24 protein-coding genes and 1 tRNA gene are annotated in these 24689 nt (G+C 31.4%); 15 read left to right on the top strand and 10 right to left on the bottom strand.

Going from position 1 to position 24689, the window contains the following annotated elements:
- Nucleotides 1–78: 78 nt before the first annotated feature.
- Entirely contained in the window at nt 79–927 is an 849-nt protein-coding gene (locus Q4Q39_RS04180) for a DUF2911 domain-containing protein (RefSeq protein ID WP_303281110.1), read from the bottom strand.
- A 182-nt stretch (nt 928–1109) separates the two neighbouring features.
- On the opposite strand from Q4Q39_RS04180, the gene Q4Q39_RS04175 reads away from it, so the two are divergent.
- The 9 genes from Q4Q39_RS04175 (at nt 1110) to Q4Q39_RS20585 (ending at nt 7605) form a co-directional block, all read left to right on the top strand.
- On the top strand, nt 1110–1766 hold the full coding sequence (locus Q4Q39_RS04175) for an MIP/aquaporin family protein (RefSeq protein ID WP_303281109.1): 657 nt from the start codon (nt 1110–1112) through the stop codon (nt 1764–1766).
- A 97-nt stretch (nt 1767–1863) separates the two neighbouring features.
- Nucleotides 1864–2520, top strand: a complete 657-nt coding sequence (locus tag Q4Q39_RS04170) for a TetR family transcriptional regulator C-terminal domain-containing protein (protein ID WP_303281108.1) — start codon at nt 1864–1866, stop codon at nt 2518–2520.
- A gap of 4 nt (nt 2521–2524) precedes the next feature.
- The gene (locus tag Q4Q39_RS04165; RefSeq protein ID WP_303281107.1) at nt 2525–3835 is read left to right on the top strand and encodes an ABC1 kinase family protein; all 1311 of its coding nucleotides are present in this window, start codon (nt 2525–2527) and stop codon (nt 3833–3835) included.
- Nucleotides 3835–4452: a flavin reductase family protein gene (locus tag Q4Q39_RS04160; RefSeq protein WP_303281106.1), complete on the top strand. Its 618-nt coding sequence runs from the start codon at nt 3835–3837 to the stop codon at nt 4450–4452. The genes Q4Q39_RS04165 and Q4Q39_RS04160 overlap by 1 nt, the downstream gene beginning before the upstream one ends.
- Nucleotides 4453–4622: 170 nt before the next feature.
- On the top strand, nt 4623–4847 hold the full coding sequence (locus tag Q4Q39_RS04155; protein ID WP_303281105.1) for a hypothetical protein: 225 nt from the start codon (nt 4623–4625) through the stop codon (nt 4845–4847).
- Between the two features lie 157 nt (nt 4848–5004).
- Entirely contained in the window at nt 5005–5220 is a 216-nt protein-coding gene (locus Q4Q39_RS04150; RefSeq protein ID WP_135874675.1) for a hypothetical protein, read from the top strand.
- A gap of 753 nt (nt 5221–5973) precedes the next feature.
- Nucleotides 5974–6585, top strand: a complete 612-nt coding sequence (locus tag Q4Q39_RS04145; protein ID WP_303281104.1) for a helix-turn-helix domain-containing protein — start codon at nt 5974–5976, stop codon at nt 6583–6585.
- A gap of 96 nt (nt 6586–6681) precedes the next feature.
- Nucleotides 6682–7260 carry a nuclear transport factor 2 family protein gene (locus tag Q4Q39_RS04140; RefSeq protein WP_303281103.1) on the top strand — a complete coding sequence of 193 codons (579 nt, stop codon included), beginning with the start codon at nt 6682–6684 and terminating at the stop codon, nt 7258–7260.
- A gap of 219 nt (nt 7261–7479) precedes the next feature.
- On the top strand, nt 7480–7605 hold the full coding sequence (locus tag Q4Q39_RS20585; protein WP_367892710.1) for a KTSC domain-containing protein: 126 nt from the start codon (nt 7480–7482) through the stop codon (nt 7603–7605).
- 37 nt (nt 7606–7642) lie between these two features.
- Here the strand turns inward: Q4Q39_RS20585 and murA are convergent, their stop codons facing one another.
- The 3 genes from murA to Q4Q39_RS04125 form a co-directional block, all read right to left on the bottom strand.
- Nucleotides 7643–8953 carry a UDP-N-acetylglucosamine 1-carboxyvinyltransferase gene (gene murA / locus Q4Q39_RS04135; RefSeq protein ID WP_303281102.1) on the bottom strand — a complete coding sequence of 437 codons (1311 nt, stop codon included), beginning with the start codon at nt 8951–8953 and terminating at the stop codon, nt 7643–7645.
- 7 nt (nt 8954–8960) lie between these two features.
- A complete protein-coding gene (locus Q4Q39_RS04130; protein WP_303281304.1) occupies nt 8961–9611 on the bottom strand; it encodes a DUF4290 domain-containing protein in 651 nt (216 codons plus the stop codon).
- 71 nt (nt 9612–9682) lie between these two features.
- Complete coding sequence (locus Q4Q39_RS04125; RefSeq protein ID WP_303281101.1) at nt 9683–9976, bottom strand: DUF493 family protein; 294 nt, start codon at nt 9974–9976, stop codon at nt 9683–9685.
- 204 nt (nt 9977–10180) lie between these two features.
- Here Q4Q39_RS04125 and Q4Q39_RS04120 point away from each other — a divergent pair, with 204 nt between their 5' ends.
- From Q4Q39_RS04120 to Q4Q39_RS04100, 5 genes are all read left to right on the top strand, one after another.
- Nucleotides 10181–10720 (top strand): AAA family ATPase, encoded by a 540-nt coding sequence (locus Q4Q39_RS04120; RefSeq protein WP_303281100.1) that lies wholly within the window; start codon nt 10181–10183, stop codon nt 10718–10720.
- Between the two features lie 2 nt (nt 10721–10722).
- Complete coding sequence (locus tag Q4Q39_RS04115) at nt 10723–12627, top strand: RecQ family ATP-dependent DNA helicase (protein WP_303281099.1); 1905 nt, start codon at nt 10723–10725, stop codon at nt 12625–12627.
- Nucleotides 12624–13571 (top strand): methionyl-tRNA formyltransferase, encoded by a 948-nt coding sequence (gene fmt / locus Q4Q39_RS04110; RefSeq protein ID WP_303281098.1) that lies wholly within the window; start codon nt 12624–12626, stop codon nt 13569–13571. The genes Q4Q39_RS04115 and fmt overlap by 4 nt, the downstream gene beginning before the upstream one ends.
- Before the next feature lie 188 nt (nt 13572–13759).
- A complete protein-coding gene (locus Q4Q39_RS04105) occupies nt 13760–14032 on the top strand; it encodes an HU family DNA-binding protein (protein ID WP_102754658.1) in 273 nt (90 codons plus the stop codon).
- A gap of 125 nt (nt 14033–14157) precedes the next feature.
- Complete coding sequence (locus Q4Q39_RS04100) at nt 14158–14718, top strand: YqgE/AlgH family protein (RefSeq protein ID WP_303281097.1); 561 nt, start codon at nt 14158–14160, stop codon at nt 14716–14718.
- Here the strand turns inward: Q4Q39_RS04100 and Q4Q39_RS04095 are convergent.
- Nucleotides 14715–15557: an aminotransferase class IV gene (locus Q4Q39_RS04095; RefSeq protein WP_303281096.1), complete on the bottom strand. Its 843-nt coding sequence runs from the start codon at nt 15555–15557 to the stop codon at nt 14715–14717. The two genes, Q4Q39_RS04100 and Q4Q39_RS04095, sit on opposite strands and share 4 nt — an antisense overlap.
- A gap of 59 nt (nt 15558–15616) precedes the next feature.
- Nucleotides 15617–16006 carry an START-like domain-containing protein gene (locus Q4Q39_RS04090; protein ID WP_303281095.1) on the bottom strand — a complete coding sequence of 130 codons (390 nt, stop codon included), beginning with the start codon at nt 16004–16006 and terminating at the stop codon, nt 15617–15619.
- A gap of 132 nt (nt 16007–16138) precedes the next feature.
- On the opposite strand from Q4Q39_RS04090, the gene Q4Q39_RS04085 reads away from it, so the two are divergent.
- Nucleotides 16139–16212: transfer RNA gene (locus tag Q4Q39_RS04085), tRNA-Met, on the top strand.
- 676 nt (nt 16213–16888) lie between these two features.
- On the opposite strand, the gene Q4Q39_RS04080 is transcribed toward Q4Q39_RS04085, so the two are convergent.
- The 4 genes from Q4Q39_RS04080 to Q4Q39_RS04065 all read right to left on the bottom strand — a co-directional run bounded on the left by Q4Q39_RS04080 (nt 16889) and on the right by Q4Q39_RS04065 (nt 24449).
- A complete protein-coding gene (locus tag Q4Q39_RS04080; RefSeq protein WP_303281094.1) occupies nt 16889–18349 on the bottom strand; it encodes an alpha-L-fucosidase in 1461 nt (486 codons plus the stop codon).
- A gap of 58 nt (nt 18350–18407) precedes the next feature.
- A complete protein-coding gene (locus Q4Q39_RS04075) occupies nt 18408–20858 on the bottom strand; it encodes a glycoside hydrolase family 3 N-terminal domain-containing protein (protein ID WP_303281093.1) in 2451 nt (816 codons plus the stop codon).
- A gap of 150 nt (nt 20859–21008) precedes the next feature.
- Nucleotides 21009–22496 carry a sulfatase gene (locus Q4Q39_RS04070; RefSeq protein ID WP_303281092.1) on the bottom strand — a complete coding sequence of 496 codons (1488 nt, stop codon included), beginning with the start codon at nt 22494–22496 and terminating at the stop codon, nt 21009–21011.
- Between the two features lie 27 nt (nt 22497–22523).
- Complete coding sequence (locus Q4Q39_RS04065) at nt 22524–24449, bottom strand: glycoside hydrolase family 97 protein (protein WP_303281090.1); 1926 nt, start codon at nt 24447–24449, stop codon at nt 22524–22526.
- Between the last annotated feature and the right edge of the window lie 240 nt (nt 24450–24689).

Genomic DNA, 24689 nt, shown 5'->3' with positions numbered 1-24689 from the left:
CGTCGCACTTATTGGCGCTCCTCAGAATGACAAGTCAAATTAGACTTTTTAGACCTTTAATAGAGTCTAGGTACTAAATTACATAGCTCCCCATTCTTTAAGAGAATCTTTGTTCATTTTTACATAATCGGCATTTCCAGCTTTTTCAGCACCAGCTAAAGATTTTTTAGCAGCAGCAACAGCGCCTTTTTTATCTCCTGCTTTTGCATGAATTAAAGACTGTTGTCTTAAAAACCAAAAACGTGGCTTGTCTTTAGTCATTTCAACAGCTTTATCAATCCATGTTTTAGCCTCGTTAATATCTTTACCTTCTTGTAAATAATAAACAGCTGCAGAGAAATAGTCTCCAGCACTTGGTCCTTTCATTGCGCTTTTTATACTCGCAACAACCGCATCATCTGTAGGGACTTCAAATTTAACTCCTACATATACATCTTCCCACATTAAGCCTAAAGAAGCTCCACTATTACTTAAATCATCAAAAGACATTGTAAATGTTTCAATCTTCATTGGTAGCTTATAAACTTTCGCATTTGTTTTAGCTGCCACTTTAGTGTCATCCCATTTGCGAGGCGTTCCCCAGTTATTAGCATCCGAATAAAATACAACATCCCATGATTCTGCATTAGGTTTCACAAAAATAGCATAAGAACCCGCTTTAAGAGTTTGTCCATCAACCGTCACATCATCACTAAAAGTAATAGTTGTATTTTTATTAGCACCAGTACGCCAAAATTTTCCGTAAGGCACTAAGTTTCCAAAAATGGTACGTCCTCTCATATTCGGTCTAGAATACTCTATGGTTACGTCTGTTAAGCCTACTTTTTGTTCCTGTTTAGAAAACGGACTAGGCTGCGGTGTTTTAACCTGTGCATTAACATTAAAAGAAAACGTTAATACTAAGGCCATTAATAATAGTTTTTTCATTTTGATTAAGTTTAATTATAAGTTCTAATAATATTCATAAAATTAAGCATACGAAATCCTATTATTGTTAACAAAAACTTAAAATAAGAGGTTGTATATTTACCCCATATAAAATAATTATGGCGTTGACCAAGGGGTTGAATCCTAGTTATACTCTATGTGAAGGCTAAAAATTAAATTTGATGAAAAAATATTACGCAGAAACAATAGGAACATTTACCATGATATTTTGTGGTTGTGGCGCTATGACTATAAATGAAATTACAAATGGTAGTATATCGCATGTTGGGGTAGCAATTACCTGGGGACTTATCGTTATGGCTATGATATATGCTTTTGGTGAAGTTTCTGGAGCACATTTTAATCCAGCTGTAACTATTGGTTTTGCTTTTGCAAAGAAGTTTTCATGGAAAGAGGTTCCTAAATATATACTTGCGCAAGCTTTAGGTGCTATATTTGCTAGTTTTATTTTATGGTTTTTATTTCCTGAAAGTCAATTTTTGGGAGAAACTACTCCAGCAGCAGGTTTCCCCCCGTTTAAGGCTGCAATTTTAGAATTTTTATTAACCTTCTTCCTAATGGTTGTTATTATAAACGTTTCCACTGGTAGTAAAGAAATTGGAACCATGGCCGCCATTGCTGTAGGAGGTGTTATTCTTTTAGAAGCCATGTTTGCTGGTCCTATGACCAAAGCCTCAATGAACCCTATTCGTTCTATAGCTCCTGCCCTTTTTACTGGGAATTTTCAATATTTATGGTTATATATTACGGCACCAATATTGGGAGCTTTAACCGCAGTTTCTAGTTGCAAAATTGTAAAAGATGATAATTGCTGTTAAAGGTATTTTAACTTCTGATTGAATCTTTATATTGTTTTGTTTAACTTATTTTAAATATTGTTAAACATTTTGTATCTTTACCATAAACTTAATCATTATGGCAAAGAAAAAAACAGTCTCAAATAACGACATCATATCTTTTTATATGGATTATGTTTTAGAACATGATGAAAATCCTAAATCCATATATTCTTTTTGCAAAGCGAATCATTTAGAAGAATCGAAATTCTATGAATTCTTCACATCATTCGAAGCTATTGAAAAAGGCATTTTTGTTACCTTTTATAAAAACACACTAACGGCTCTCGATAAAAGTTCTGATTATAAAGGCTTCGATTCTAGAAATAAATTATTAAGCTTTTATTTCACATTCTTCGAAAATCTTACAGCAAACAGAAGCTATGTAACTCATGTACTTCATAAATACAAAGGTGGTTTGAAAGGATTAAAAATGCTTTCAGGGTTGAAAAAGCATTTCACGGACTATATCTCTCTTTTAGAAATAGAAATGATAGATATTAAACAAGAAAAACTTGAAAAGATTCAACAGAAAACATTGCAGGAGTCTGCATGGATGCAATTATTGTTAACCATTAAATTTTGGTTAGATGATACGTCTCCATCTTTTGAAAAAACAGATATTTTCATAGAAAAATCTGTTAATACAAGCTTTGATATTATAAATATAGCCCCTTTAAAAAGTGTTATTGATTTTGGGAAATTTTTGTTTAAAGAAAAAATGCACATGAACTAAGCTTATGAAAACTATAGATAAAATACCTACATCAAAAATTCAACGAGCAACAAAACTGGTTTCAACTGGAGCTAAAGTTGGCGTAAATTATTTAAAATACTACGGGGATAAAATTGTAAGCTCAGAAACAGAAGCTAAAGAACGTTTAAATAAAAATAATGCATCTGATATTTATGACGGATTAAAACAATTGAAAGGGAGCGCTCTGAAAGTTGCACAAATGCTGAGTATGGAGAAAAGTATTTTACCACAGGCCTATGTAGAAAAATTTTCTTTGGCACAATTTTCAGTTCCTCCATTATCTCCACCTCTTGTTCTAAAAACATTCAAAAAATACTTTGGTAAATTACCAAACGATATATTCGACACTTTTAATGCAACTTCTGTAAATGCTGCTAGCATCGGCCAGGTGCACATTGCAGAAAAAGATGGGAAAAAACTTGCTGTGAAAATTCAATATCCAGGAGTTGCAGAAAGTATCGCTTCAGATTTAGCAATGGTTAAACCTATTGCTATGAATATGTTCAATATAAAAGGCGGAGATTCTGATAAATACTTTAAAGAAGTTGAAAATAAATTAGTTGAGGAAACAAATTATATTTTGGAAATAAAACAGAGCAAGGAGATTGCTTCATCATGCACTCATATTCCTAATCTATTATTTCCCAAATATTATGAAGATTTATCTTCTGAACGTATTATTACCATGGATTATATGCATGGTGAACATATTTCTGAATTCACTTCATATAATACTAATCCCGAAAAATCAAACAAAATTGGGCAAGCACTTTGGGACTTTTACATGTTTCAGATTCACAAGTTAAGGAACGTACACGCAGACCCGCATCCAGGAAATTTTTTAATCTCGGAACAATGTAAGCTTATAGCTCTAGATTTTGGGTGTATGAAATCCATTCCTGACACTTTTTATATTCCATATTTTGAATTAGCAAAACCAGAGAACATCAATAATAAAGACCATTTTATTGCTAAACTATATGAATTAGAGATATTAAGAGATGATGATAGTAATGAAGAACTTGAATTCTTCACGAACATGTTTCATGAGATGTTAAGTTTATTTACAAAACCCTTTCATGTTGATATTTTTGATTTTTCAGACGCAGAATTCTTTGGTAAAATTGCCGAATTGGGTGAACGTTATTCAAAAAGTACCGACTTAAAAAAAATGAATGGTAATCGAGGTTCGAAACATTTTATCTATATAAATAGAACCTTCTTTGGTCTATATAATTTAATGTTTGATTTAAAGGCTGATAACATCAAAATAAATAACTACACCAACTTATAATGCAGCATTTTAATGAAGAAGCTATCGAAAAACTAGATCATTTATATAAAATTAACTTGATAAATAGCTGTTCTGGGTATAAGTCGGCAAATTTAATGGGAACGGCTTCAAAAGATGGCCTTGAAAACGTTGCTGTCTTTAGTTCTGTAACTCATATTGGTTCAAGCCCTGCCATGCTAGGATTCTTTTTACGACCTACCACTGTAATCAGAAATACCTACGAAAACATAAAAACCACAGGGTTTTATACTATAAATCATATTCATGAAAATATTATTCAAGAAGCTCATCATACCTCTGCTAAGTATGAAGCTTCTATTTCAGAATTTGATGTAACAAGCTTATCATCAGAATATAAAAATAATTTTCATGCGCCATTTGTTAAAAATACTCCAGTTCAATTAGCAATGGAATTTGTTGAAGAATATCATATTAAAGCAAATAATACGATATTAATAGTTGGCAAAATAATTGATTTATATATTAACAATAAAATCATTGAAGAAGATGGCTTTATAAACCTTTCAAAAGCAGATGTGGCAGCCATAAATGGATTAGATGGGTATGCGATCCCTAAAAACAGATCACGTTTTGGGTATCAAAGACCGAAATTATAAAGAAACCTTATAATACTATCAGTATTTATGCTTAATTTATAGAAAAAGCACATGATGCGTTTTGTATATTTGATATAGCTAATCACTATATATTGTACAGTACCTAAAGATGTGTACAGGTGTATACCCAAAAAAAGAAAAATTAAAAAACTATTTAAAAAATTGGTATTATGGATTTACTAGATAGAGCACATGAATTTGAAAATAGAAGCTTGAGGTCGTTATCAACTAGTGACAGAGTAAAAATTTCGAGAGAAGCTAAAGCTTTAATTTTAGATTTAAATCAAATATATAAGGCAAAAAAAGACGAAAAAATAATGGATCTTATGAAACGCTTAACCGTAATAAAAAGAAAGGTTGAAAAGCGACTAAAAGGAGCTCCTTTGACAGCTTAAAATTTAAAAACTTCTCGATTAGGTGCTGTGAAAAACTTAAAATATTAAATTTTACATAATTATTCATTGTAAAAATCAAATATCTCATATATTTTATTATATTGTCAAATTCTGAAAAAAGAAAATTGTCAGACAGATTTAAATTAGATTAAAATACATGGATATTATTAACAACGCTTTAGAATTCGAACAACGCAAACAGTCTTTTAAAACAACAAGCGAAAGAATAGAGGCATCAAGAGAAGTTAAAAATTTAATATTAAGCTTAAATAAAATTTATAAAGAAGAGAAAGATCCAGAAATTATGGATTTAATGAAGCGTTTAACGGTAATTAAGCAAAAAATAGAGAAAAGATTAAAAGGAAGACCATAAATATCTACTAATATTCATTTTTCTTAATTTGAATAGCGATAAATAAATTACCTTTTTATTAAAATTAGGTCTTTATAAACCCTAAAAAATTAACCCCAGAATATATAACATTTTATATTTTTCTGGGTTTTTTATATATAGTATCGAAAACCTGTGTATCAATTTCGGACACTTAAAACACGAACTAAACTATTATTTCACTTTTATTTCTATAGGATATAAAGAAGTATTTTCTATTTTGCCAGCTCTTTAAAATTTAAAATAAATTATATATTTTATTAATTTATGAATATCACGAATGTCTTGTTTATTGTTAGTCTTATTGCAAGTGTACACACGTTTTTTTTATTTATCTATTTTTTTCTTGAAAAGAAAACAAATACTAATGAACATAAAGTTTTTGCTATCATATTGTTATTGTTTTCATTACTTGTTATGAGTAATATGTTAACAATTTCTAATTTGCCTAAATATTATAATAAGGCCTTATTTCTATCTAGGCATATATCATTATTATTAATTCCGCTTTTGTACGTTTATATAAAAACGATTCTTACCAATGAAAAATTTGTTTTCAAAAAATTTCTTATACACACTCTTCTGTTTATTGTTACTACCCCTATATTGATATATTTATTGTCCTTAAAAAAGCGATTTAATATATTTTTTTCTCCTTTAAGGTTTGTTTCTGGGGGTTTAATTTTATTTCAAAATAGTATTTACTTGTGGCTTATTATCAGGCTTATTAAAAAAGTGAAACCTAAAATAAAAATTAAAGAAAAGATTAAATGGTCTTATGCTCTTTTTATTGGTTTTCTATTTTTATGGATGATACATTTTTCCTCTTTTATTTTAATAGATATTTATAGAGATTTTTATATCTGCCCTTATACTAATGGGATGTATTTTATTACTGCTTTTGTTATTACTTATACAATTATGTATTTTGTTGTTGAGTCAAAAAACGTAATAATTAATCAAATAAAGTATAAAACATCTGGCCTCACAGAAAAAAACATTAATGATTTATATGAAAAAATAGAAGCTTACTTAAAATTGAAGGAACCTTACATAGATCCTAAATTTTCTATTTCAAAACTTTCGGAAGAATTAAAAGTGCCTACAAAACACATATCTCAAGCAATTAACTCAAAATTTGACTCTAATTTTAATGATTATGTTAATAAATATCGTTTGGAAAAAAGTAAAGAGTTATTAAAGCATAACTCAAGAGAAAAGTTAACAATTTCAGAAATATATTACATGGTTGGGTTTAACTCAAAATCTACTTTTAATATTTTATTTAAGAAAACACATGGAATGACACCAACTCAATTTAGAAAAGAGTTTGCAAGTGGCGTTTAATTATTTTTTTGGTTTAGAAACAGGATTCTAAACAGTTTACACACCAAGATTTACTTTTTTTGATTTCAAATAAAAATAATTATAAAAAACAAAAAAATGAAATCATTTAAAGTATTTACACTGTTAACCATTTTATTATTATGTCTTAATTCATGCTCTGAAGATGATGGTAATGATACCGAACAGTTAGAAACGCAACAAACAAGAATTGAAGAGCTTTTGGCAGAAATTGAAAGATTGGAGTTGGTTATTGAAGAGTTGAATGTGAAAGTTGAAGCAAATGAAAATCTGGCTATTGAAGCAGCAAGATTAGAAGCAAATGAAAAATTGGTTAGCGATTTTTATCAAGAATTTTTTGGAGATAAAAATTTGGAGTCTATTCATAAATATATAGGGGATATTTATATACAGCATAACCCAAGTCTTGCAGATGGTAAGCAAGCATTAATTGATTGGGCTAGTCCATGGTTTCCAACAGCAAGTAAAGAAACAATTGATGTTCAAAAGTTATTTGCCGCTGACGATTTAGTTTTTATTCATACCAAAACAGGTTTAGAGCCCAGGCCTACTTCTGTTATGGATGTATTTAGAGTTGAAGACAATAAACTTGTTGAACATTGGGATGTTATACAGCGAGTTCCTAAAGTAGTAGCGAATGACCACCCTATGTTTTAGAATATGAGATAACATCAATAAACTCTTAATATTAACAATAACGTGAGTTTTCGACCTAGCTAAAAGATTAAGGCACATTTGATTTGTTTGCACAAAGTTAATGTTAAAAGCTAGGCTTTTTCTAAACGTAAAGACAAGTTTCTTAGGTCGAACTCACGTTAGTATAGGGTATGATTCAGAGAATAAAATTTTAGAAATTGAGCTTAAAAAAACAGGCAAATCAGACAATACCATAACTTTCCAAAAAGTGAATGGGAAGAATTTGAGAATATAGATTCTAAAGGGTTGTATTTCTTAAAATATATAAAAGATAAATATGACGAATTACATTTTGCTATAAAATGATATGATAAAAACCGAAACGGAACAACAGCTAATCTATTTAATCTATTCTTTCTATTTTAGCTCCAATAGCACGTAAACGTTCATCTATACGCTCATAGCCACGATCAATCTGTTCTATGTTCTGAATTGTTGATGTCCCTTTTGCCGAAAGCGCAGCGATAAGCAATGATACTCCTGCTCTAATATCTGGAGACGTCATAGTTGTTGCTTTTAATGTCGATTTATAATCGTGACCTATAACTGTCGCTCGGTGTGGATCACACAATATAATCTTTGCTCCCATGTCAATTAATTTATCAACAAAGAATAAACGACTCTCAAACATTTTTTGGTGTACTAAAACACTTCCTCTAGCTTGTGTGGCCACAACTAAAATAATACTTAATAAATCGGGTGTAAACCCAGGCCATGGTGCATCAGAAATCGTTAAAATAGATCCATCAATAAAACTTTGTATTTCATAACCATCAGTATGGGCAGGAATATAAATATCATCTCCTTTGCGTTCAACAGTAATACCTAGTTTTCTAAAAACATTTGGAATCACTCCTAGATCGTCCCAAGACACGTTGGTAATAGTCAGCTCGCTTTTTGTCATAGCAGCAAGTCCAATCCAGCTACCAATTTCAATCATATCCGGCAGCATTCTATGGTCTGTTCCTCTTAAAGCCTCAACGCCATCAACAATCAACATATTAGATCCAACACCGCTTATTTTGGCGCCCATTCTATTTAGCATTTTACATAACTGTTGTAAGTAAGGCTCGCAAGCAGCGTTATATATAGTTGTCTTGCCCTCTGCTAAAACTGCTGCCATAACAATATTTGCAGTTCCAGTAACTGAAGCCTCTTCAAGAAGCATATAAGCTCCTTTTAATTTATCAGCTTCAACACCGTAAAATTGCTCTTCTTTACTATATCTAAATTTAGCCCCTAGATTTATAAGTCCTTCAAAATGTGTATCTAATCGTCTTCGTCCAATTTTATCACCTCCAGGCTTTGGAATATAGCCTTTTCCAAAACGGGCCAATAAAGGCCCTACTATCATAATCGATCCACGTAAACCACGTCCATCAACTTTAAATTCATCAGATTCTAAATAATCCAAATCTATATCGTCTGATTGGAACGTATATGATCCGTGTGCTATTTTTTGAATTTTAACTCCTAATTTTCTTAATAAACTAATTAGCTTATTAACATCAACAATGTCAGGAATATTATTGATCGTTACTAATTCTGGAGTTAGTAACACTGCGCATAAAATTTGTAACGCTTCATTTTTAGCTCCCTGAGGTTGTATACTTCCTTTTAGTTGGTGACCACCCTCAATTTTAAATGTTCCCATACTTTAACTAGTGGCGTTTTCTTTGTCTATTAGAATTCTTTTTGTGGTGGCCTTTCTTATTACTGTTATTATTTGAAAATTTGTTCTTAGAACGCAACAAACTAGAAGAATCGGATAAATCTTCTTTAGAACCTTTTAAATTAATTTTACCTCCAGAAAGCTCATATAAATGATTATAAATCACAGCATCTTCAACAGTGTCTTTATTCCAATTTAAAAAACACTTTTTCATATGATTAGCAATCGTATATAATAATGCTTCTTTAAGTTCACCTTCTTCCCATGTATTAGCAACATCAATCATTGTTTTAATATTATTTCCATAGAAACGATATTTAGGGAAATTTTGTGGATATTTTAAAGGCTCTGGGCGTTCTTCAAAAAGTTCTTTCGTAGGCTTCTCATAAGGAGAATCAACGTCTAACTCGAAATTAGCCATTATAAAAAGTTGATCCCAAAGTTTATGTTGGAAATCTGGAACATCTCTTAAATGTGGTTGTATATTTCCCATAACGGCAATAATGGCTTTTGCAACCTTATTACGCTCTTCTTTCACGTCTATACTCTTGGCATAGTTAATCATTTTCTGCATATGCCGACCATATTCTGGAATGATCAAATGTTCACGCTCTGTATTGTATTCTAAGTTATCTATAATCAAAATTAAATGTGTAGAATTAATTATTTATGCATGTAAGTTGGTATGCATGCGCAAAATACAAAAAAAAACTAAAGACTTATCACCCCTTCAACTTTTTCTGCTACTTCTTTATACTTTTCAATAACAGCATCAGGGTCTTTCATCAACAAATTGATTGAAATACTTGTATATTTGCCATTTTTAGATTCATTCTTATTTATTACTGCTCCTAGGTTATTAAAAATAGTTTCTAGTTTATCTATTTTTTCAACATCAGATTTCACAATAAATTTATATAAATACTCTGTTGGCCAACTTGCAGTTTCATGTAATTGTCCTTTTAGCTTTTCGTAAAACTCTTCGGAATTTGGAGATGTACTCATAGTCATTTTTATATCCTACAAATATACAGTTTCATCTGTTTAAATCATCATTTTTAACAGCATACTTAACGACTTCTCCACACAATAAAATAACAGTCACTCAATCACAACTATATGAATAAAGAACTTTGATTATAACTGTTTCTGTATACATTTTTTTTATCGCAGTTTAATTCCGATTTTTACAGCAAAATAATGCCAGTTTTGAATACTAAAAAGATTGTAATTACAGGGGGGCCGGGAACAGGGAAATCTACTTTAATAAATGAATTGATTGATAGAGGCCACACCTGTCTTGAAGAAATTTCACGTCAAGTTACTTTAAATGCAAAAAAAGAAGGCATTGACCAACTATTTTTAACCAACCCTTTATTGTTTAGTGAATTACTTTTAAAAGGCAGGCAACAACAGTTTTTAGATTCCAATATACTGTCTTCTGAAATTGTATTTTTTGATAGAGGCTTACCAGATGTGTTAGCTTATATGGATTATATAGGCGACTCTTATCCACAGAGTTTTGTAGATACCTGTAACGATTCAGCTTATGATATCGTTTTTATTTTAAAACCTTGGGAAGCCATTTACAAGAGTGATAATGAGCGTTACGAAAATTTTGAACAAGCTTTAGACATTCATAAACATTTACTGAATACCTATCAAAATTTTAATTACAGCTTAATTGATGTTCCCTTTGGCACCATTAAAAATAGAGTCGATTTTATTTTAAACACATTAGATATGTAATTATGGAACACCCCATAAACATATTGGAACGCTATTGGAAGTTTACATCATTCAGGCTCAACCAAGAAGCTATCATCAATGCTGTTATTGAAGGAGAGGATACTTTTGTTCTATTACCAACTGGTGGTGGAAAATCATTATGTTTTCAAATTCCCGCCTTAGCAAAAAAAGGCATTTGTATTGTTATTTCGCCTTTAATTTCTCTTATGAAAGATCAGGTACAAGCCTTAAATAATAAAGGCATCAAAGCTATGTCAATTACAAGCGGAATAAGCTACAGCCAATTAGACACCCTTTTGGACAATTGTGTCTACGGAAATTACAAATTTTTATATCTATCGCCAGAACGTTTACAACAGGAATTAGTACAAGATCGCATAAAACAAATGCATGTAAATTTAATAGCTGTTGATGAAGCGCATTGTATTTCACAATGGGGAAGCGATTTTAGACCTGCATACAAAAACATATCGTTATTACGTCAAATACAACCCAGTGTAAATGTCGTAGCCTTAACGGCTTCTGCGAGACCAGAAGTCGTTGAAGACATTATAAAAGAACTCGATTTTATTCAACCCAAAATATTTAAACAATCTTTTGTTAGACCGAATCTGGCATACATGGTATTTCATGAGAATGATAAATATTATAGACTTGAAACTATTTTAAAAAAATATAAAACCTCATCTATTATATATGTTAGAAATAGAAAACTAACCCTGGAGATTAGTACTTTTTTAGAGTCTAAAAATATTACATCTACATATTACCACGGAGGTCTTTCCAATATCGAAAAAGACTCTAATATGGCTGCGTGGTCTCAAAACAAAAAACAAGTTATGGTAGCCACGAATGCTTTTGGTATGGGCATTGATAAGCCAGATGTTAAAACGGTTATTCATTTTAATTTACCAGAAAGTATTGAAAGTTATTTTCAAGAGGCAGGTCGTGTAGGCCGTAATGGAGAAAAGGCTTTTGCCGTAATTCTTAAAAACAATAGTGATGCTACCTTAGTTAAAAATCAGTTTTTAAGTATTTTACCAACAGTCAATTTTGTAAAACAAGTTTATAGAAAACTATGTAGTTATTTTCAAATATCTTATGGAGAAGGCGAATATCTAACTTTTGATTTTGAGTTTAATACCTTTTGTAAAACTTATAATTTTAGTTCTGTTTTATGTTATAATACATTATTGTTATTAGATAGAAATAGTATTATTACCTTATCGAAACAATTTAAAAACAAAGTAACTGCTCAATTTGTTATATCAAGCTCTTCGCTTTTTAATTATCTAGAAACACATCAAGATTTTAGTATGATTGTAAAATCAATATTAAGAATGTACGGTGGTATTTTTGATCATGTTACAAAAATTGATTTGATGAAAATTTCTAACAAAGCATCGGTAAGTGAAACTAAATTAACTCACGTACTTCAACAATTAGAAAGTGATAAAATCATTACCTTGAACTTAGCAAAAACAGATGCTCAAATTACTTTTATAGAACCTAGGGAAGATGATAAAACTATTAATAGAATTGCATCAATTATAGAACAACAAAACAAATTAAAACAGCATCAAGTTAATGCCATGCTTAATTATATTGAAAATGATTCGGTTTGTAGAAGCATGCAGCTCCTCTCCTACTTTGGTGAAAAAGACATAAAACCCTGTGATATGTGCTCGATTTGTATTGAGTCTAAAAAAGCAGTTACACCGCAAGACACTAATACAATAAAAAAACGTATTGTAGAATTATTAGAAAACGGCGATAAATCATCTAGAGATATAATTTCAACCCTGAATTGTAAAGAAACAGATTTGAAAATAGTATTAAAACTATTATTAGAACATCACATAATAACTATTACACCAACAAACACATATAAATTAAGTCATACATGAGGGATTTAAGAATTGTATTTATGGGAACACCAGATTTTGCTGTTACCACTTTAAAAGCACTAGTCGAAAACAAGTATCATATCGTTGGTGTTATTACTGCTCCAGATAAACCAGCTGGACGCGGTCGCAAGCTTAATGAAAGTGCTGTGAAAATATATGCCAAAGAAGCTGATTTAAACATTCTACAACCTACCAATTTAAAGCAGGGTGATTTTTTGGACGAGCTAAAAGCTCTTAAAGCAAATCTTCAAATTGTTGTAGCATTTAGAATGTTACCAAAAGTAGTTTGGCAAATGCCTGAATATGGTACTTTTAATTTGCACGCATCATTACTACCAAACTATCGTGGGGCCGCTCCTATTAACTGGGCTATTATTAATGGTGAAGTCAAAACAGGGGTTTCAACGTTCTTTATTGACGAAAAAATTGATACTGGTGACATGATTCTCCAAGAAGAAATAGACATAGAGTCTGATGAAAACGTAGGGAGCCTCCATGATAAACTAATGAATATAGGGAGTACCTTAGTTATACAAACGGTTAACGCTATAAAAAAAGGAGACGTTAAAACCACTCCACAGAAGACAACAAAAAATATTAGAACGGCTTATAAGTTACATAAAGACAATTGCAAAATTGACTGGAATGCCTCTATAGACAATATATATAATAAAATACGTGGTTTAAGCCCATATCCAGCAGCTTGGTGTACTTTTATAAATGGAGAAGATGAATTAGACGTAAAAATATATCGAGCAGATAAAGAAATAACACCACACACAAAAAGTATTGGAAGTATAATTTCTAATAAAAAAGAGCTAAAGATAGCAGTTACAAATGGTTACATCACCATAAAGGAAATTAAGCTTCCAGGTAAGCGCACTATGGATATAAAATCGCTTTTAAACGGTTATACTTTTGAAGCAAATGCCAAAGCGCTCTAAACCCTTATTCTCATTGATATTACAAATCATCGATAAAATACGTTGTCTTTATTAACAAAAGCGTCAAGTTATTAACAATACCGTGTTTTTCCCTTGCTATTACTTGCATGGTTTCATAATCCGTATAAATTTGTAGTAGGATTTAACAATAATGTTTAACCAATTTATTAATAATTAAATTTTATATTATGAACAAAACAGATTTAATCGACGCAATGGCAGAACACGCAGGAATCACTAAAGCAGCTGCAAAGAAAGCTTTAGAGTGTGCAATCATTGAAATTGAAGGAGCTTTACAAAAAGGTAATAGAGTTTCTTTAGTAGGGTTTGGATCTTGGTCAGTTTCTAAAAGAGCTGCAAGAGAAGGAAGAAACCCTCAAACTGGACAAACTATCAAAATTAAAGCTAAAAACGTTGTTAAGTTTAAAGCTGGATCAGATTTATCAAATGCAGTAAACTAGTCGTTTACTTCTTTTATATTATAAAGATGTCTTCAATATTTGGAGGCATTTTTTATTTTATATCTATAAAACAGTTGCTTTTTTAATAAATAAATATTAGATTTAGTTACTAATACCTCAAAAGCATGATAACAATTAAACCAAAGAAAGGTGATTTGTTAATCGCTGAACCTGCGATAATAGGTGATGTTTCTTTTAATCGCTCAATAGTCTTAATTGCGGATCATTCCCAAGAAGGTTCTATTGGCTTTATACTCAATAAGCCTCTAGATTATACCATCAATGAGCTGGTTCCAGAAGTTGAAGCTACTTATAAAGTTTATAATGGAGGTCCTGTAGAGCAGGATAATTTGTATTTCATTCATAAGATACCAAAGTTAATACCAGAAAGTATTGAAATTTCTTTAGGTATTTTTTGGGGAGGAGATTTTAGTAAAGTAGCAGAACTTATTACTAATGGTGATATAAACGAGAACGATATTCGATTTTTTTTAGGATATTCTGGTTGGGAAGCTGACCAGTTGGAAGAAGAGCTTAGAGCCAATTCTTGGGTTGTTACTGAAAATATTTATAAAAACAATATTATAGAAAAAGATTATAAATCATTTTGGAAAGAGAAAATGTTAGAGTTTGGAGGAGAATATAGTATTTGGTCTAATGCACCAGAGAACCCAAACTATAATTAGTTCAATCTTATTTTTACATTTAACTTTTGTAGTAAATTTTTAGATACCTGACTAACATATACCTTCTTTCTATATTTAGATACGGGTTGAATACCAACGATAGCATTTGTTATAAAAATTTCGTCAGCTTTTTGAAGCTCAAATGGAGATATTGAATCTTCAACAATTTCATAATCGGGAATACTTTTAATAATATCTATAAGTTGCTTGCGCATAACCCCTTTTAAACAACCATCACTTATTGGAGCTGTTTTTATAACATTACCTTTTACAACAAAAACATTACCGTTAAGAGCTTCTATAACATGTTTATTGGTATTCAAAACCAAACAGTTATGTAAGCTATTCTCTTTTGCATAAATACTTCCTACCACATTTAATACTTTATTATTCGTTTTTAATGTTGATAATAAGCTAGGTGACACATAATAATCTTTAAACAAATCAACTTCATAAAAATGATCTTGAAACAAATAAAAATCATCTTGAATAGGCTTTACTGAAATTATAAAACTTACATCGTTCGTATTTGGAGTATATAGCCCTCCTTCGTTTCTATGTACCAACAATTTAACTCTTGCTGATGCTTTTAATAATTCATTCGAATGCAATGTAGCAAGAATCTGTTCTTCCAAATATTCCATAGTAAAATTCATTGGAATTTCCATACGCATAATTCGCATAGAAGCCATGAGTCTAAAATAATGATCTTCCCAAAATAAGATTTTACCAAAACTTACTTTAATGGTTTCAAATAAAGCATCTCCATAGTTATAGCCTCGATTTTCGATTGAAAGAATTGTATTTTCTTCCAGAATATTTCCATTAAAATTTGTCATAAAAAAATCCCGCTTTATTAATTAATAAGAGCGGGACAAATATAATTTAAAATATAGAATTAAACAGATCCTAGCACATGCTTTAAATCAGAAATTTGATTTTCCCAAAGCATTTTAGCTTCATCTACCTCGTCTTCATCTGCAAAATCTGTGATCATCAAAGACACGTCTTTAGTGATTTCATCCACCTGAATTCTTATTTCGAAATACGAAACCTGATCATCTTCATCATTTATCCATCTAAACTTAACACGTTCACCACTTTTCTTACTTAATAATTTCGCTTGCTCTTCGCTATCATCCCAAATAAAAGTGAACAATTCGCCACGAGAGTTTACGTTATCTGAAAACCATTCAGATAAACCTGAAGGTGTCGATATATATTGATATAACAGTTGAGGGGATGCTTGTATTGGAAATTCAATATCAAATTTAACTTTATCGTCCATAAATAGCTTAAAAATTTTATGTTCCCAATATATACATTAATTGATAAGTAAAACAACAATTTTTAATAATATTTTCTCCTATATCTGTTTGCTTACAATAATATTGTTTTTATATTTGCAGCCTTAAATTATGGCGAGGTAGCTCAGTTGGTTAGAGCGTCGGATTCATAACCCGGAGGTCGGGGGATCGTGCCCCCCTCTCGCTACAAGGAAAACCCAAGATTTTTAGTCTTGGGTTTTTTATTTGAGTACAACAAATTAGATTTTTTAAGTCCATATTTTAGTTAACCTTTACAGGAATAACATGATTCCTTCTTTGAAACCTTTTAAGTTGTTGATTATCAGTTTTTAATATACCAAACTAACGCTAAATTAAAAACTGAATGCTGTTATTTTTATGTCAAAAAAAGGTATAACGGTGTTGCCTTAGGATGTGATTCTAAATTCTTTGTGAAATACAAAATCATAGGAAATGGAACAAAACATAAATATATTTTTCCTTATTTGGCGGACTTGATTCTCACTTTTTACTTGAGAATGAAGTGCTCCTAGAGTAACGGAAAGGGTTAACGGAATACAGAGAAATGAGCTGAATGGGTGCTAACTATAAATATGCTAATTCTAAAAAAATAATATAATCAGTTTCTATATTTTACTTATAAATCTAATGAATCTTCTTAAAAGAAGCTCTTCTTGAATATTTAGAATCCCCTTCAGGTTTTAAAATTTTATTCTTTTTAAAATATTCTTTTTATTGGCCTATCTATCCTTTTATCATTTCCTCGTCTTCTTAAAAGGTTTTGATAAACAAACTTATTACACTACTTAAGAAACATATCCAGCATCTTTAATGATGGTTATTACTAAATAAATAGGCTATTTTTATTTAAGCCCGTCTAGTTTAAAGGTCCACGCATAATTACAAGGTACTTCAGAAGCAGTTAAAGCAGGTACTTCTATAACAACATTATTGCCTTTCTGCACCCATTTTAAAGGTTTACTGTACCCTAGCAATGTTACTTTAGCAGACGAATTTAATTTTACATTTTTTACAACCAATTGGTTCTTTGGATAAATAGGGCAAATTCCATATAATATATTTCCTTTTTTAGTAAACATTATTTGCTTAGTTGCCATACCTTTATCTGGAGATACAGTTAATTTCATAACGTCGTATTTTACTTTATATCGACCTCTTTTAGCATCTTCTACTTTTCCTTTTGTCCACTGGCATGTTTCTTCATTAAGAGTAGTGCCATAAATAGCTTCTCCATTTACTTTCAACCAATCTCCTATTTCAATTAATCGCTCTTGCATAATAACAGGAATACGCCCATCTGCAGTTGGTCCTATGTCCAAAAGAAAATTACCTCCTCTACTCACAATATCAACTAACATGTATATAAGCTGTTGAGTTGAGTTATAATCTTCAAAATTTTCAGTTTTACTAAATCCAAATGAATGTGCCATACCTCTATTTTCTTCCCAAGGCACATCAGCATTTGGCATTCCTGAACCATATTCCGTAGTATAGTAACCACCATGATGATGACGTGTTTCTTTACCCCAACGGTCGTTAATTACAACATCTTCTTTACTTGCTGAGTCGTTATACAACCAAGAAAGTAATTCTGTTGATTTCCATGTTGTATGCGGATAATCCCATTCTCCATCTACAAAAATTAAAGAAGGAGCATAATTTTGTACTAAATCTTTAAATTGAGGAACCATATGATTATCTACATATAAATTCACATCACTGGTATACAAAGGGTTAAACCATTCATAAATGGAGTAATAAAGCCCCATTTTTACGTCCGTTTTACGAACTGCAGTTGTTAATTCGCCTACAAGGTCTCTTCCTGGGCGAGTATTTGTAGAGCTCCATGGCCTACCCCAAGATTTATCGGCTTCTTTACTTGGCCAAAGTGTATAACCATCATGATGTTTAGAAGTCAATACTGTATATTTTGCTCCTGATTTTTTAATAATATCTGCCCATTGATCTGCATCAAACATATCTGCTGTAAAAAAAGGAACAAAATCAGGGTATGTAAAATCTTCACCATACACTTTATTATGGAATGCTTTAGTTTCATTATGCCCATTTTTTATTCTCTTTGGATTTACTAAATTCATCCAATACCATTCTGAATATTCACCAACTTTAGAAAATGCAGGCACAGAATAAGGTCCCCAATGAATAAAAATTCCAAATTTAGCATCAGTATACCACGAAGGAATTGGTCTACTATCGATAGATTCCCAATTTGCTTCATATTTTTTTTGTGAAAAAGATTTCAATGATAATATTAATATTATTGCAATAACTATATTTTTCATACCCAATTTATACTTTACCAATTTATTTTTAAGATGTTGTTGTTATCTAGATTATTTTTTAATTCTTTACTTTTGATATTTTCATCGTATTACTTAATACATGTAAGTCATTAATGGTGATATTATGTGCTAATCTAATGTCTTCAGAAGAACTACCAATCATTATTTTAAAATCACCTGGTTCTACAACAAATTCCATAACTTTATTATAGAGTGCAAAATCATCTGCTTTTAAAATAAAGCTTACATTTTTAGTTTCATTTGGTTCTAAACTAATTCTTTCAAAGCCTCTTAATTGCTTTTCATAAACAGTAACGCTAGATACTAAATCAGAAAAATAAAGTTGCACTACTTCTTCACCTTTAACACTTCCTGTATTTGTAATATCTACAGATACTTTTACTTTACCTATCCCATTATTAATTCCAGAATCTACTATTAAATTGGAATATTTAAATGTTGTATAGCTAAGTCCATAACCAAAGGGATACAAAAACCCTCCAACACGTGTTTTCCCTGAACCATTTGGTCCATTTGAAGGTTGATTGGCTTGAGCTCCTGGTTTTGATGGAAAATTCATTGGTACTTGACCTACAGTTTTTGGAAATGACACAGGTAGTTTACCTCCAGGATTATAGTTTCCAACTAGCACATCTGCTATAGCTGTGCCACCAAACTTACCTTGAAACCAACCTTCAACCACAGCTGGAACGTATTTATTTATCCAATTTATAGTTAAAGGTCGACCATTAATTAACACTACAACAACAGGAGTTCCTGTATTATATATTGCTTCAACTAGTTTTTGTTGATTTCCAGGGAGTGCTAAAGACGTTCTTGATCTAGATTCTCCTACTGTCTCCTCATCATCACCTACTACTATAATCGCTAAACCTACTGTTTTTGCCATTTCTACAGCCTTATCAATTTCTTCTTGCTCTGAAACTGTTGGTGCCATTGAAATAATTTCGGAATCTGGCCAATTCTCGTCAAAAAAATCACATCCTTTAGCATATTTAATCTCAACATCTTTTGGAAACTTTTCCTTTATACCATCGTAAACTGAAACCACATCTATATGAGATGGTCCATATCTACTTACTGAATGATTTATAGCTTTAGCATTAGGTCCTGTTACTAATACCGACTTATATTTATCGAAATCTAATGGTAATATATTTTTTTCATTCTTCAACAAAACGATAGATTCTAATGAGGCATTATAAGAAATTTTTTGAGAATCACCATTACCTACAGTTTTATCTGCATTAGAAAAATTCTTCCCGTATGGAGCATCGAAAAGACCTTGCCAAAACTTGACTCTTAAAATATCACGTACACAATCGTCAATAGTATCCATGCTTAATTTACCCTCTTTTACTAATTCCCTTACGGGTATAATATAATCTTCTGGCATAGTAAAATCTGTTCTAATATTCAAACCAGCATTTACGGATTTTAAAACTGCTTCTTTATGATCTTGGGCTACATGGTGTTTATCAGCAATAAACTCTACCGCACGACTATCGGACACTACATATCCTTTAAACCCCCAAGATTTACGAAGAATATCTCTTAAAAAATAACTTGAAGATGTTACGGGTATACCATTATAATCATTATAAGAACTCATAATACCTAAAGCTCCTGCGTCTTTTATTGCTCTTTTAAAAGGGTGTAGATATAATGAAAACATTTCTCTTTCTGTTATATGCGCATCTGTTCTAGCGTCACCATCACGCCCACCTTTTGGAGCACTGTAAATAGCGAAGTGTTTTGGTGTAGAAACAACATGTTCTTCTTGTATAGCAGTTACCATCCTAAAACCAAGTTCACCAGTTAAATAGGGGTCTTCACTATAACATTCTACAGTTCTTCCCCATCTTGGATCTCTTGTTATATCAAGAATGGGAGCATAAACATTTGTATATCCCAATAGTCTAGCTTCTTTACCTGTAATATGCCCAATTTGACTTACCAAATCTTTATTCCATGTCGACCCAATACCAATTTGAGAAGGAAAACTAGTTGCTTTTTCGTGACACAACCCTCGTATGCCTTCATTTGTAAAATCTACGGGGATTCCTAAACGCGTATTTTCCACAAAAAACTTTTGAATTTCATTTAATGACTTTACATGTTTTGAAGGTGGCCATGCTTTATCTGTTACAGCAGAAGGGTGATATGCTAAATTATTAAGTTGCTCATCGATATTTCCAATACCATCTTTCCATATTTTGTTTTTCCAATCTGGAGTTGGTAATTCATCTTTAAGTACACGTCCAAAGCCATAAAGCGTAGCCATTTGACAACTTTTTTCCTCTAATGTCATTCTGGATAACAAATCTTCTATTCGTTCTTCAACAGACGCCTTAGCATCTTCATAAGGCTCTTTAATTCCATTTTTGTTGAAATCTATCCAGTTTTTATGATAAATTTTCTTGTTTACCTGTCCTGAGATCAGAATTGGTAATAATAGAAAACTTAAATAGATCAATCGTTTTAACATTTTTCTAGTGTTTAATGTTTTTTTGGCTAATACCGAGTAAGGTTGCTTATTAAATAGCAAATCAATATGCTCTTAGTGAACTAAATGATAATTACATATAAGCAGTAAACTTGATAGTTATTCTTAATAGTTTATGACTAAAAATTTAAGTTATTTTTTTAAACTTGCTCTATGTACTTCTCCATAGAATTTTTCCATATCATATTCTGGTGCATTTACATCTTTACCCCATTTATCCATAGCCATAATAAGCTCTTCTAATTTTTCTTTATTTTCACTTGCAAGATTATTTTTTTCCGAAGGATCTTCTGCAAGATTGAACAAAAGGAATTGGTGTCTATCAAGATCATAAGGCATATTATAATATTCTATTAACTTCCATTCATCTTTTATAATACTTCTCCCTGGCCAGTTTCTTTCAGTTTTATTTTCATAATGAATTAGCGACACATACTTCACCCAATTAAACTGTCGGTTTTCAAGTTTCACATTCGTATCCTTTAATAATGGAGTTAAATCTGCACCATCTAAATTTTTATTGCGTGCTATACTCTTATCTACTTTTGCCATAGAAAGCAATGTTGGGTAGATATCCCATCCTGCAACACGCTCATTATTAACAGAACCTGGCTTAACAACACCTGGCCAATGTACAAACATGGGTACACGTGTACCACCTTCATAAAACATCCCTTTTCCTCCTCGAAGTGGATAATTTTTAGTAATCCCAGACCTCAGTTCTCCTCCATTATCTCCCATAAATATTATAATGGTATTATCTGCCATTCCATTTTCTTCAAGTGCTTTAATAACAGCTCCTACGCCATCATCTAGATGTTCGACTAAGGCTGCATAAGTAGCATGTTTGTGCTTGTTTTCTGGAGTGATTAATTTCTTGTATTTTTCTACTTTATCTTTATTAGCCTCCATAGGTGTATGCACTGCATAATACCATAAGTTTAAAAAAAATGGTTTTTTATTTCCCTTTTGGTTTGCAATAAAATTGGCAGCTTCTGCCGATAAAGCTTCTGTTAAATGTGTTTCGGGTGAATATGATTCCAAATCCGGAACAGCCGATTTTATAGTTTTTTCTTCAGAAAGTACTTTGCTTTTATATGGGTAGATGTAGCTACCAGGACAGCAAAATTCATTTGATGCTATATCGACATCAAAACCTCTATCCTTAGGACCATTATCACCATGTCCTATATGCCATTTACCTATATGTGCTGTGGTATAGCCAGCGTTTTGTAAAAAATCACCATAAGTAATTTCCTCTGGTTTCATGTCTATTCCACTACCATCTACACCTCCTAAACTACCATGACTTACGGCTCCTAATCTACTTGGTGTCTTACCTGTAATTAAAGAAATACGGCTTGGTTGACAAGTTGGATGCGAAGAATGTGCTTTTGTAAAATACATGCTCTGACTCGCTAATTTATCTATATTGGGGGTTTGGTATAAATCACTACCTGTAAATCCTAAATCTGCAAACCCTAAATCGTCCGCCAAAATAAATACTATATTTGGTTGTATTTGCTCTTTTGTTTCTTCTATCTTTTCTGAAGAATTTTTCTCCTTACAGCTTACAAACAACAACAATGTTAATAAACAAGCTACTACATTTTTAGTCATACTACTTTTTTAATTAAGTTTTAAATTTTATAATGCTTTAAGATGAATTGCTACACCGTTTTTATTTTTTACCTTAAAAGCTAAATTATCTTTTATACTTACTTTTTTAGTATCAATACCAACTTTAGTCAGTGACGTAAGGGTATCATCATCAAAATAAATTGTAGCCTCATAAGTTTTTCCTTCTGTCAAGAAATCTAAAGGGATTTTTATATCACGCGGAATATCACCATTTAAGGCACCTATAAACCAATCGTTCCCGCTCCTTCTTGCTATAACTGCAAATTCACCTGGATAACCATCAATAACTTTAGTATCATCCCAAACTGTAGGAAGTGCGTCATAAAATGCCAATTCAGGAACTTCTTTTATAAATTCTTTAGTTCCACCTGCACCTTCTGCTCCTGCTACAGAACCTTCAGGTCTATCGTACCAATACAGAAATTGCCATGGACTATAAATACAAACGGCTTTAGCTAATTGAGAAACATGGGAACCCATCGTTTCGGTTACTCGTGGTGCAAAATAGCAATTGGTTTGATCTCCTGCTCCTGCTATCATTCTTGTGAAAATGGTATTAATTACCATAGAATTCTCAGGAGATTCTTCATCACCTCTTATGCCTTCTTGTGTCATAAAATTCGGATAGGTTCTGGAATACCCTGTTGGTCGATATTCATCATGAGTATCTATCATTAATTTATAATCGGCTGCTTTTCGAACAGCATCATGCAACCAACTTGTCCATTTTTGAGGCCCTACGTTAACAAATCCATATTTTATACCACTTACTCCCCATGAACTAAGTAAAGGCAATACATCGTCCAATTGTTTTTCTAATGCTCTTCTATTAACATATAGAATTACTCCAATATTTTTACTCTTGGCATATTTAATTACTTCTAATAAATCTAATGGGCCTTTAGATCTTTTTGGGTCTACAGTTATAGTTGTTGCATCTGATGCTTCATCATATTCATTACCATACCATCCTGCATCAAACTCAATAAATTGAAGGTTATGTTTTTCTGCAAAGTCTACACAGGCTATACCCCCTTTGGTCGTTAGTGTTGTTTCTCTTATTACTTTCCCTGGTTTTATCCACGAGGTATCTTCTAACTGATTTGGTTCATTTAAATTTAAAAGAAGATAATTATGTTCTAATAACTGTCCGGGTTTCTCTGCTGCCATAATAAAACGCCATGGTGTATTGAGCGGTAAGTCAACAATAACTTCACTACTAAGTTCGGAGACTAAAGTTCCTGGACTTCCTTCTTTATTAATAAACTTCATTCGAGCATAATCAACCAAAGCAGCTTCTCCAATTGCCAGAAACAGAGAATCTTGTAATTCAACTAGTAATGGTCTTTCTACAGCTTCTTTTATACTAGAAACAGGCATTTTTAATATTTCACTTTGAGCCCGTAATGATGCCCAAGCGACCGCTTTTGGTGGCAAAGAAAATTCTGTTATTTCTTTTTGTATAATATTAATTTTCCTAGCTTCATTTGTAAACTCATATCTAAAAGCTATACCTTCATTATAAGCTCTTACTCTTAAGTTAAAGATTTCTTGATTGTCAACATCACTAAGCCTAAAAAGAGATTCGTTATATATTTCTGGGTATTTATTTCTTTCACCATAAACAGGTAGCCAAGTAGAATCTACTGTAGAGTTTTCGATTTGACTTACATTAGCAATTTGATATGGTTTATTTTTAAGGCTCTCTGTGTTTAAAACAAAACCTAATTTAGAATCTCCAATAATTTCTTCATTTTTGTAGCTTACAGAATAAGAAATACCTGATAAACTATCATTGGTTTTTAAAACAAATTCAAAATCAAGGTTTGGGCTTTTTATAAGGGTATTATCTGTTTTCTTTTCTTTAGAACAGGCACTAAAGAAAACAGACAATAAACATATCTTAACAATTATCATTTTATTTTTATACATATACAAAATCTTTAAAATTTAGGGTAACAAATACAATTAATATCCTATACAAAATAATTACCCCTACATGGATAAAATATTTATATTCATATTTATATTCATAATAAATTCAGAGAACCAAATTACTTGAATAATCAAAGATTATAGGTCGACTTAATACTATAAATGGTTAAGAAATTGTTCATATAAGCATAAATAGCCCACAAAACGCTTACAAAACGCTTACAAAACGAATATGAA

Source organism: Flavivirga amylovorans (assembly GCF_030540875.1).
In the GTDB taxonomy this organism is placed as follows: Bacteria; Bacteroidota; Bacteroidia; order Flavobacteriales; family Flavobacteriaceae; genus Flavivirga; species Flavivirga amylovorans.
Note: the sequence above shows the minus strand (reverse complement) of the source record. Positions and strands in the feature narration are given on the sequence as shown.

Coding starts and splice junctions, on each gene's coding strand:
- Q4Q39_RS04105 (WP_102754658.1), top strand. CDS start 13,760: ATGAACAAAACAGATTTAATCGACGCAATGGCAGAACACGCAGGAATC.
- Q4Q39_RS04180 (WP_303281110.1), bottom strand. CDS start 927: ATGAAAAAACTATTATTAATGGCCTTAGTATTAACGTTTTCTTTTAAT.
- Q4Q39_RS04140 (WP_303281103.1), top strand. CDS start 6,682: ATGAAATCATTTAAAGTATTTACACTGTTAACCATTTTATTATTATGT.
- Q4Q39_RS04170 (WP_303281108.1), top strand. CDS start 1,864: ATGGCAAAGAAAAAAACAGTCTCAAATAACGACATCATATCTTTTTAT.
- Q4Q39_RS04160 (WP_303281106.1), top strand. CDS start 3,835: ATGCAGCATTTTAATGAAGAAGCTATCGAAAAACTAGATCATTTATAT.
- fmt (WP_303281098.1), top strand. CDS start 12,624: ATGAGGGATTTAAGAATTGTATTTATGGGAACACCAGATTTTGCTGTT.
- Q4Q39_RS04115 (WP_303281099.1), top strand. CDS start 10,723: ATGGAACACCCCATAAACATATTGGAACGCTATTGGAAGTTTACATCA.
- murA (WP_303281102.1), bottom strand. CDS start 8,953: ATGGGAACATTTAAAATTGAGGGTGGTCACCAACTAAAAGGAAGTATA.
- Q4Q39_RS04100 (WP_303281097.1), top strand. CDS start 14,158: ATGATAACAATTAAACCAAAGAAAGGTGATTTGTTAATCGCTGAACCT.
- Q4Q39_RS04080 (WP_303281094.1), bottom strand. CDS start 18,349: ATGAAAAATATAGTTATTGCAATAATATTAATATTATCATTGAAATCT.
- Q4Q39_RS04165 (WP_303281107.1), top strand. CDS start 2,525: ATGAAAACTATAGATAAAATACCTACATCAAAAATTCAACGAGCAACA.
- Q4Q39_RS04150 (WP_135874675.1), top strand. CDS start 5,005: ATGGATATTATTAACAACGCTTTAGAATTCGAACAACGCAAACAGTCT.
- Q4Q39_RS04175 (WP_303281109.1), top strand. CDS start 1,110: ATGAAAAAATATTACGCAGAAACAATAGGAACATTTACCATGATATTT.
- Q4Q39_RS04075 (WP_303281093.1), bottom strand. CDS start 20,858: ATGTTAAAACGATTGATCTATTTAAGTTTTCTATTATTACCAATTCTG.
- Q4Q39_RS04070 (WP_303281092.1), bottom strand. CDS start 22,496: ATGACTAAAAATGTAGTAGCTTGTTTATTAACATTGTTGTTGTTTGTA.
- Q4Q39_RS04065 (WP_303281090.1), bottom strand. CDS start 24,449: ATGTATAAAAATAAAATGATAATTGTTAAGATATGTTTATTGTCTGTT.
- Q4Q39_RS04095 (WP_303281096.1), bottom strand. CDS start 15,557: ATGACAAATTTTAATGGAAATATTCTGGAAGAAAATACAATTCTTTCA.
- Q4Q39_RS04155 (WP_303281105.1), top strand. CDS start 4,623: ATGGATTTACTAGATAGAGCACATGAATTTGAAAATAGAAGCTTGAGG.
- Q4Q39_RS04125 (WP_303281101.1), bottom strand. CDS start 9,976: ATGAGTACATCTCCAAATTCCGAAGAGTTTTACGAAAAGCTAAAAGGA.
- Q4Q39_RS04090 (WP_303281095.1), bottom strand. CDS start 16,006: ATGGACGATAAAGTTAAATTTGATATTGAATTTCCAATACAAGCATCC.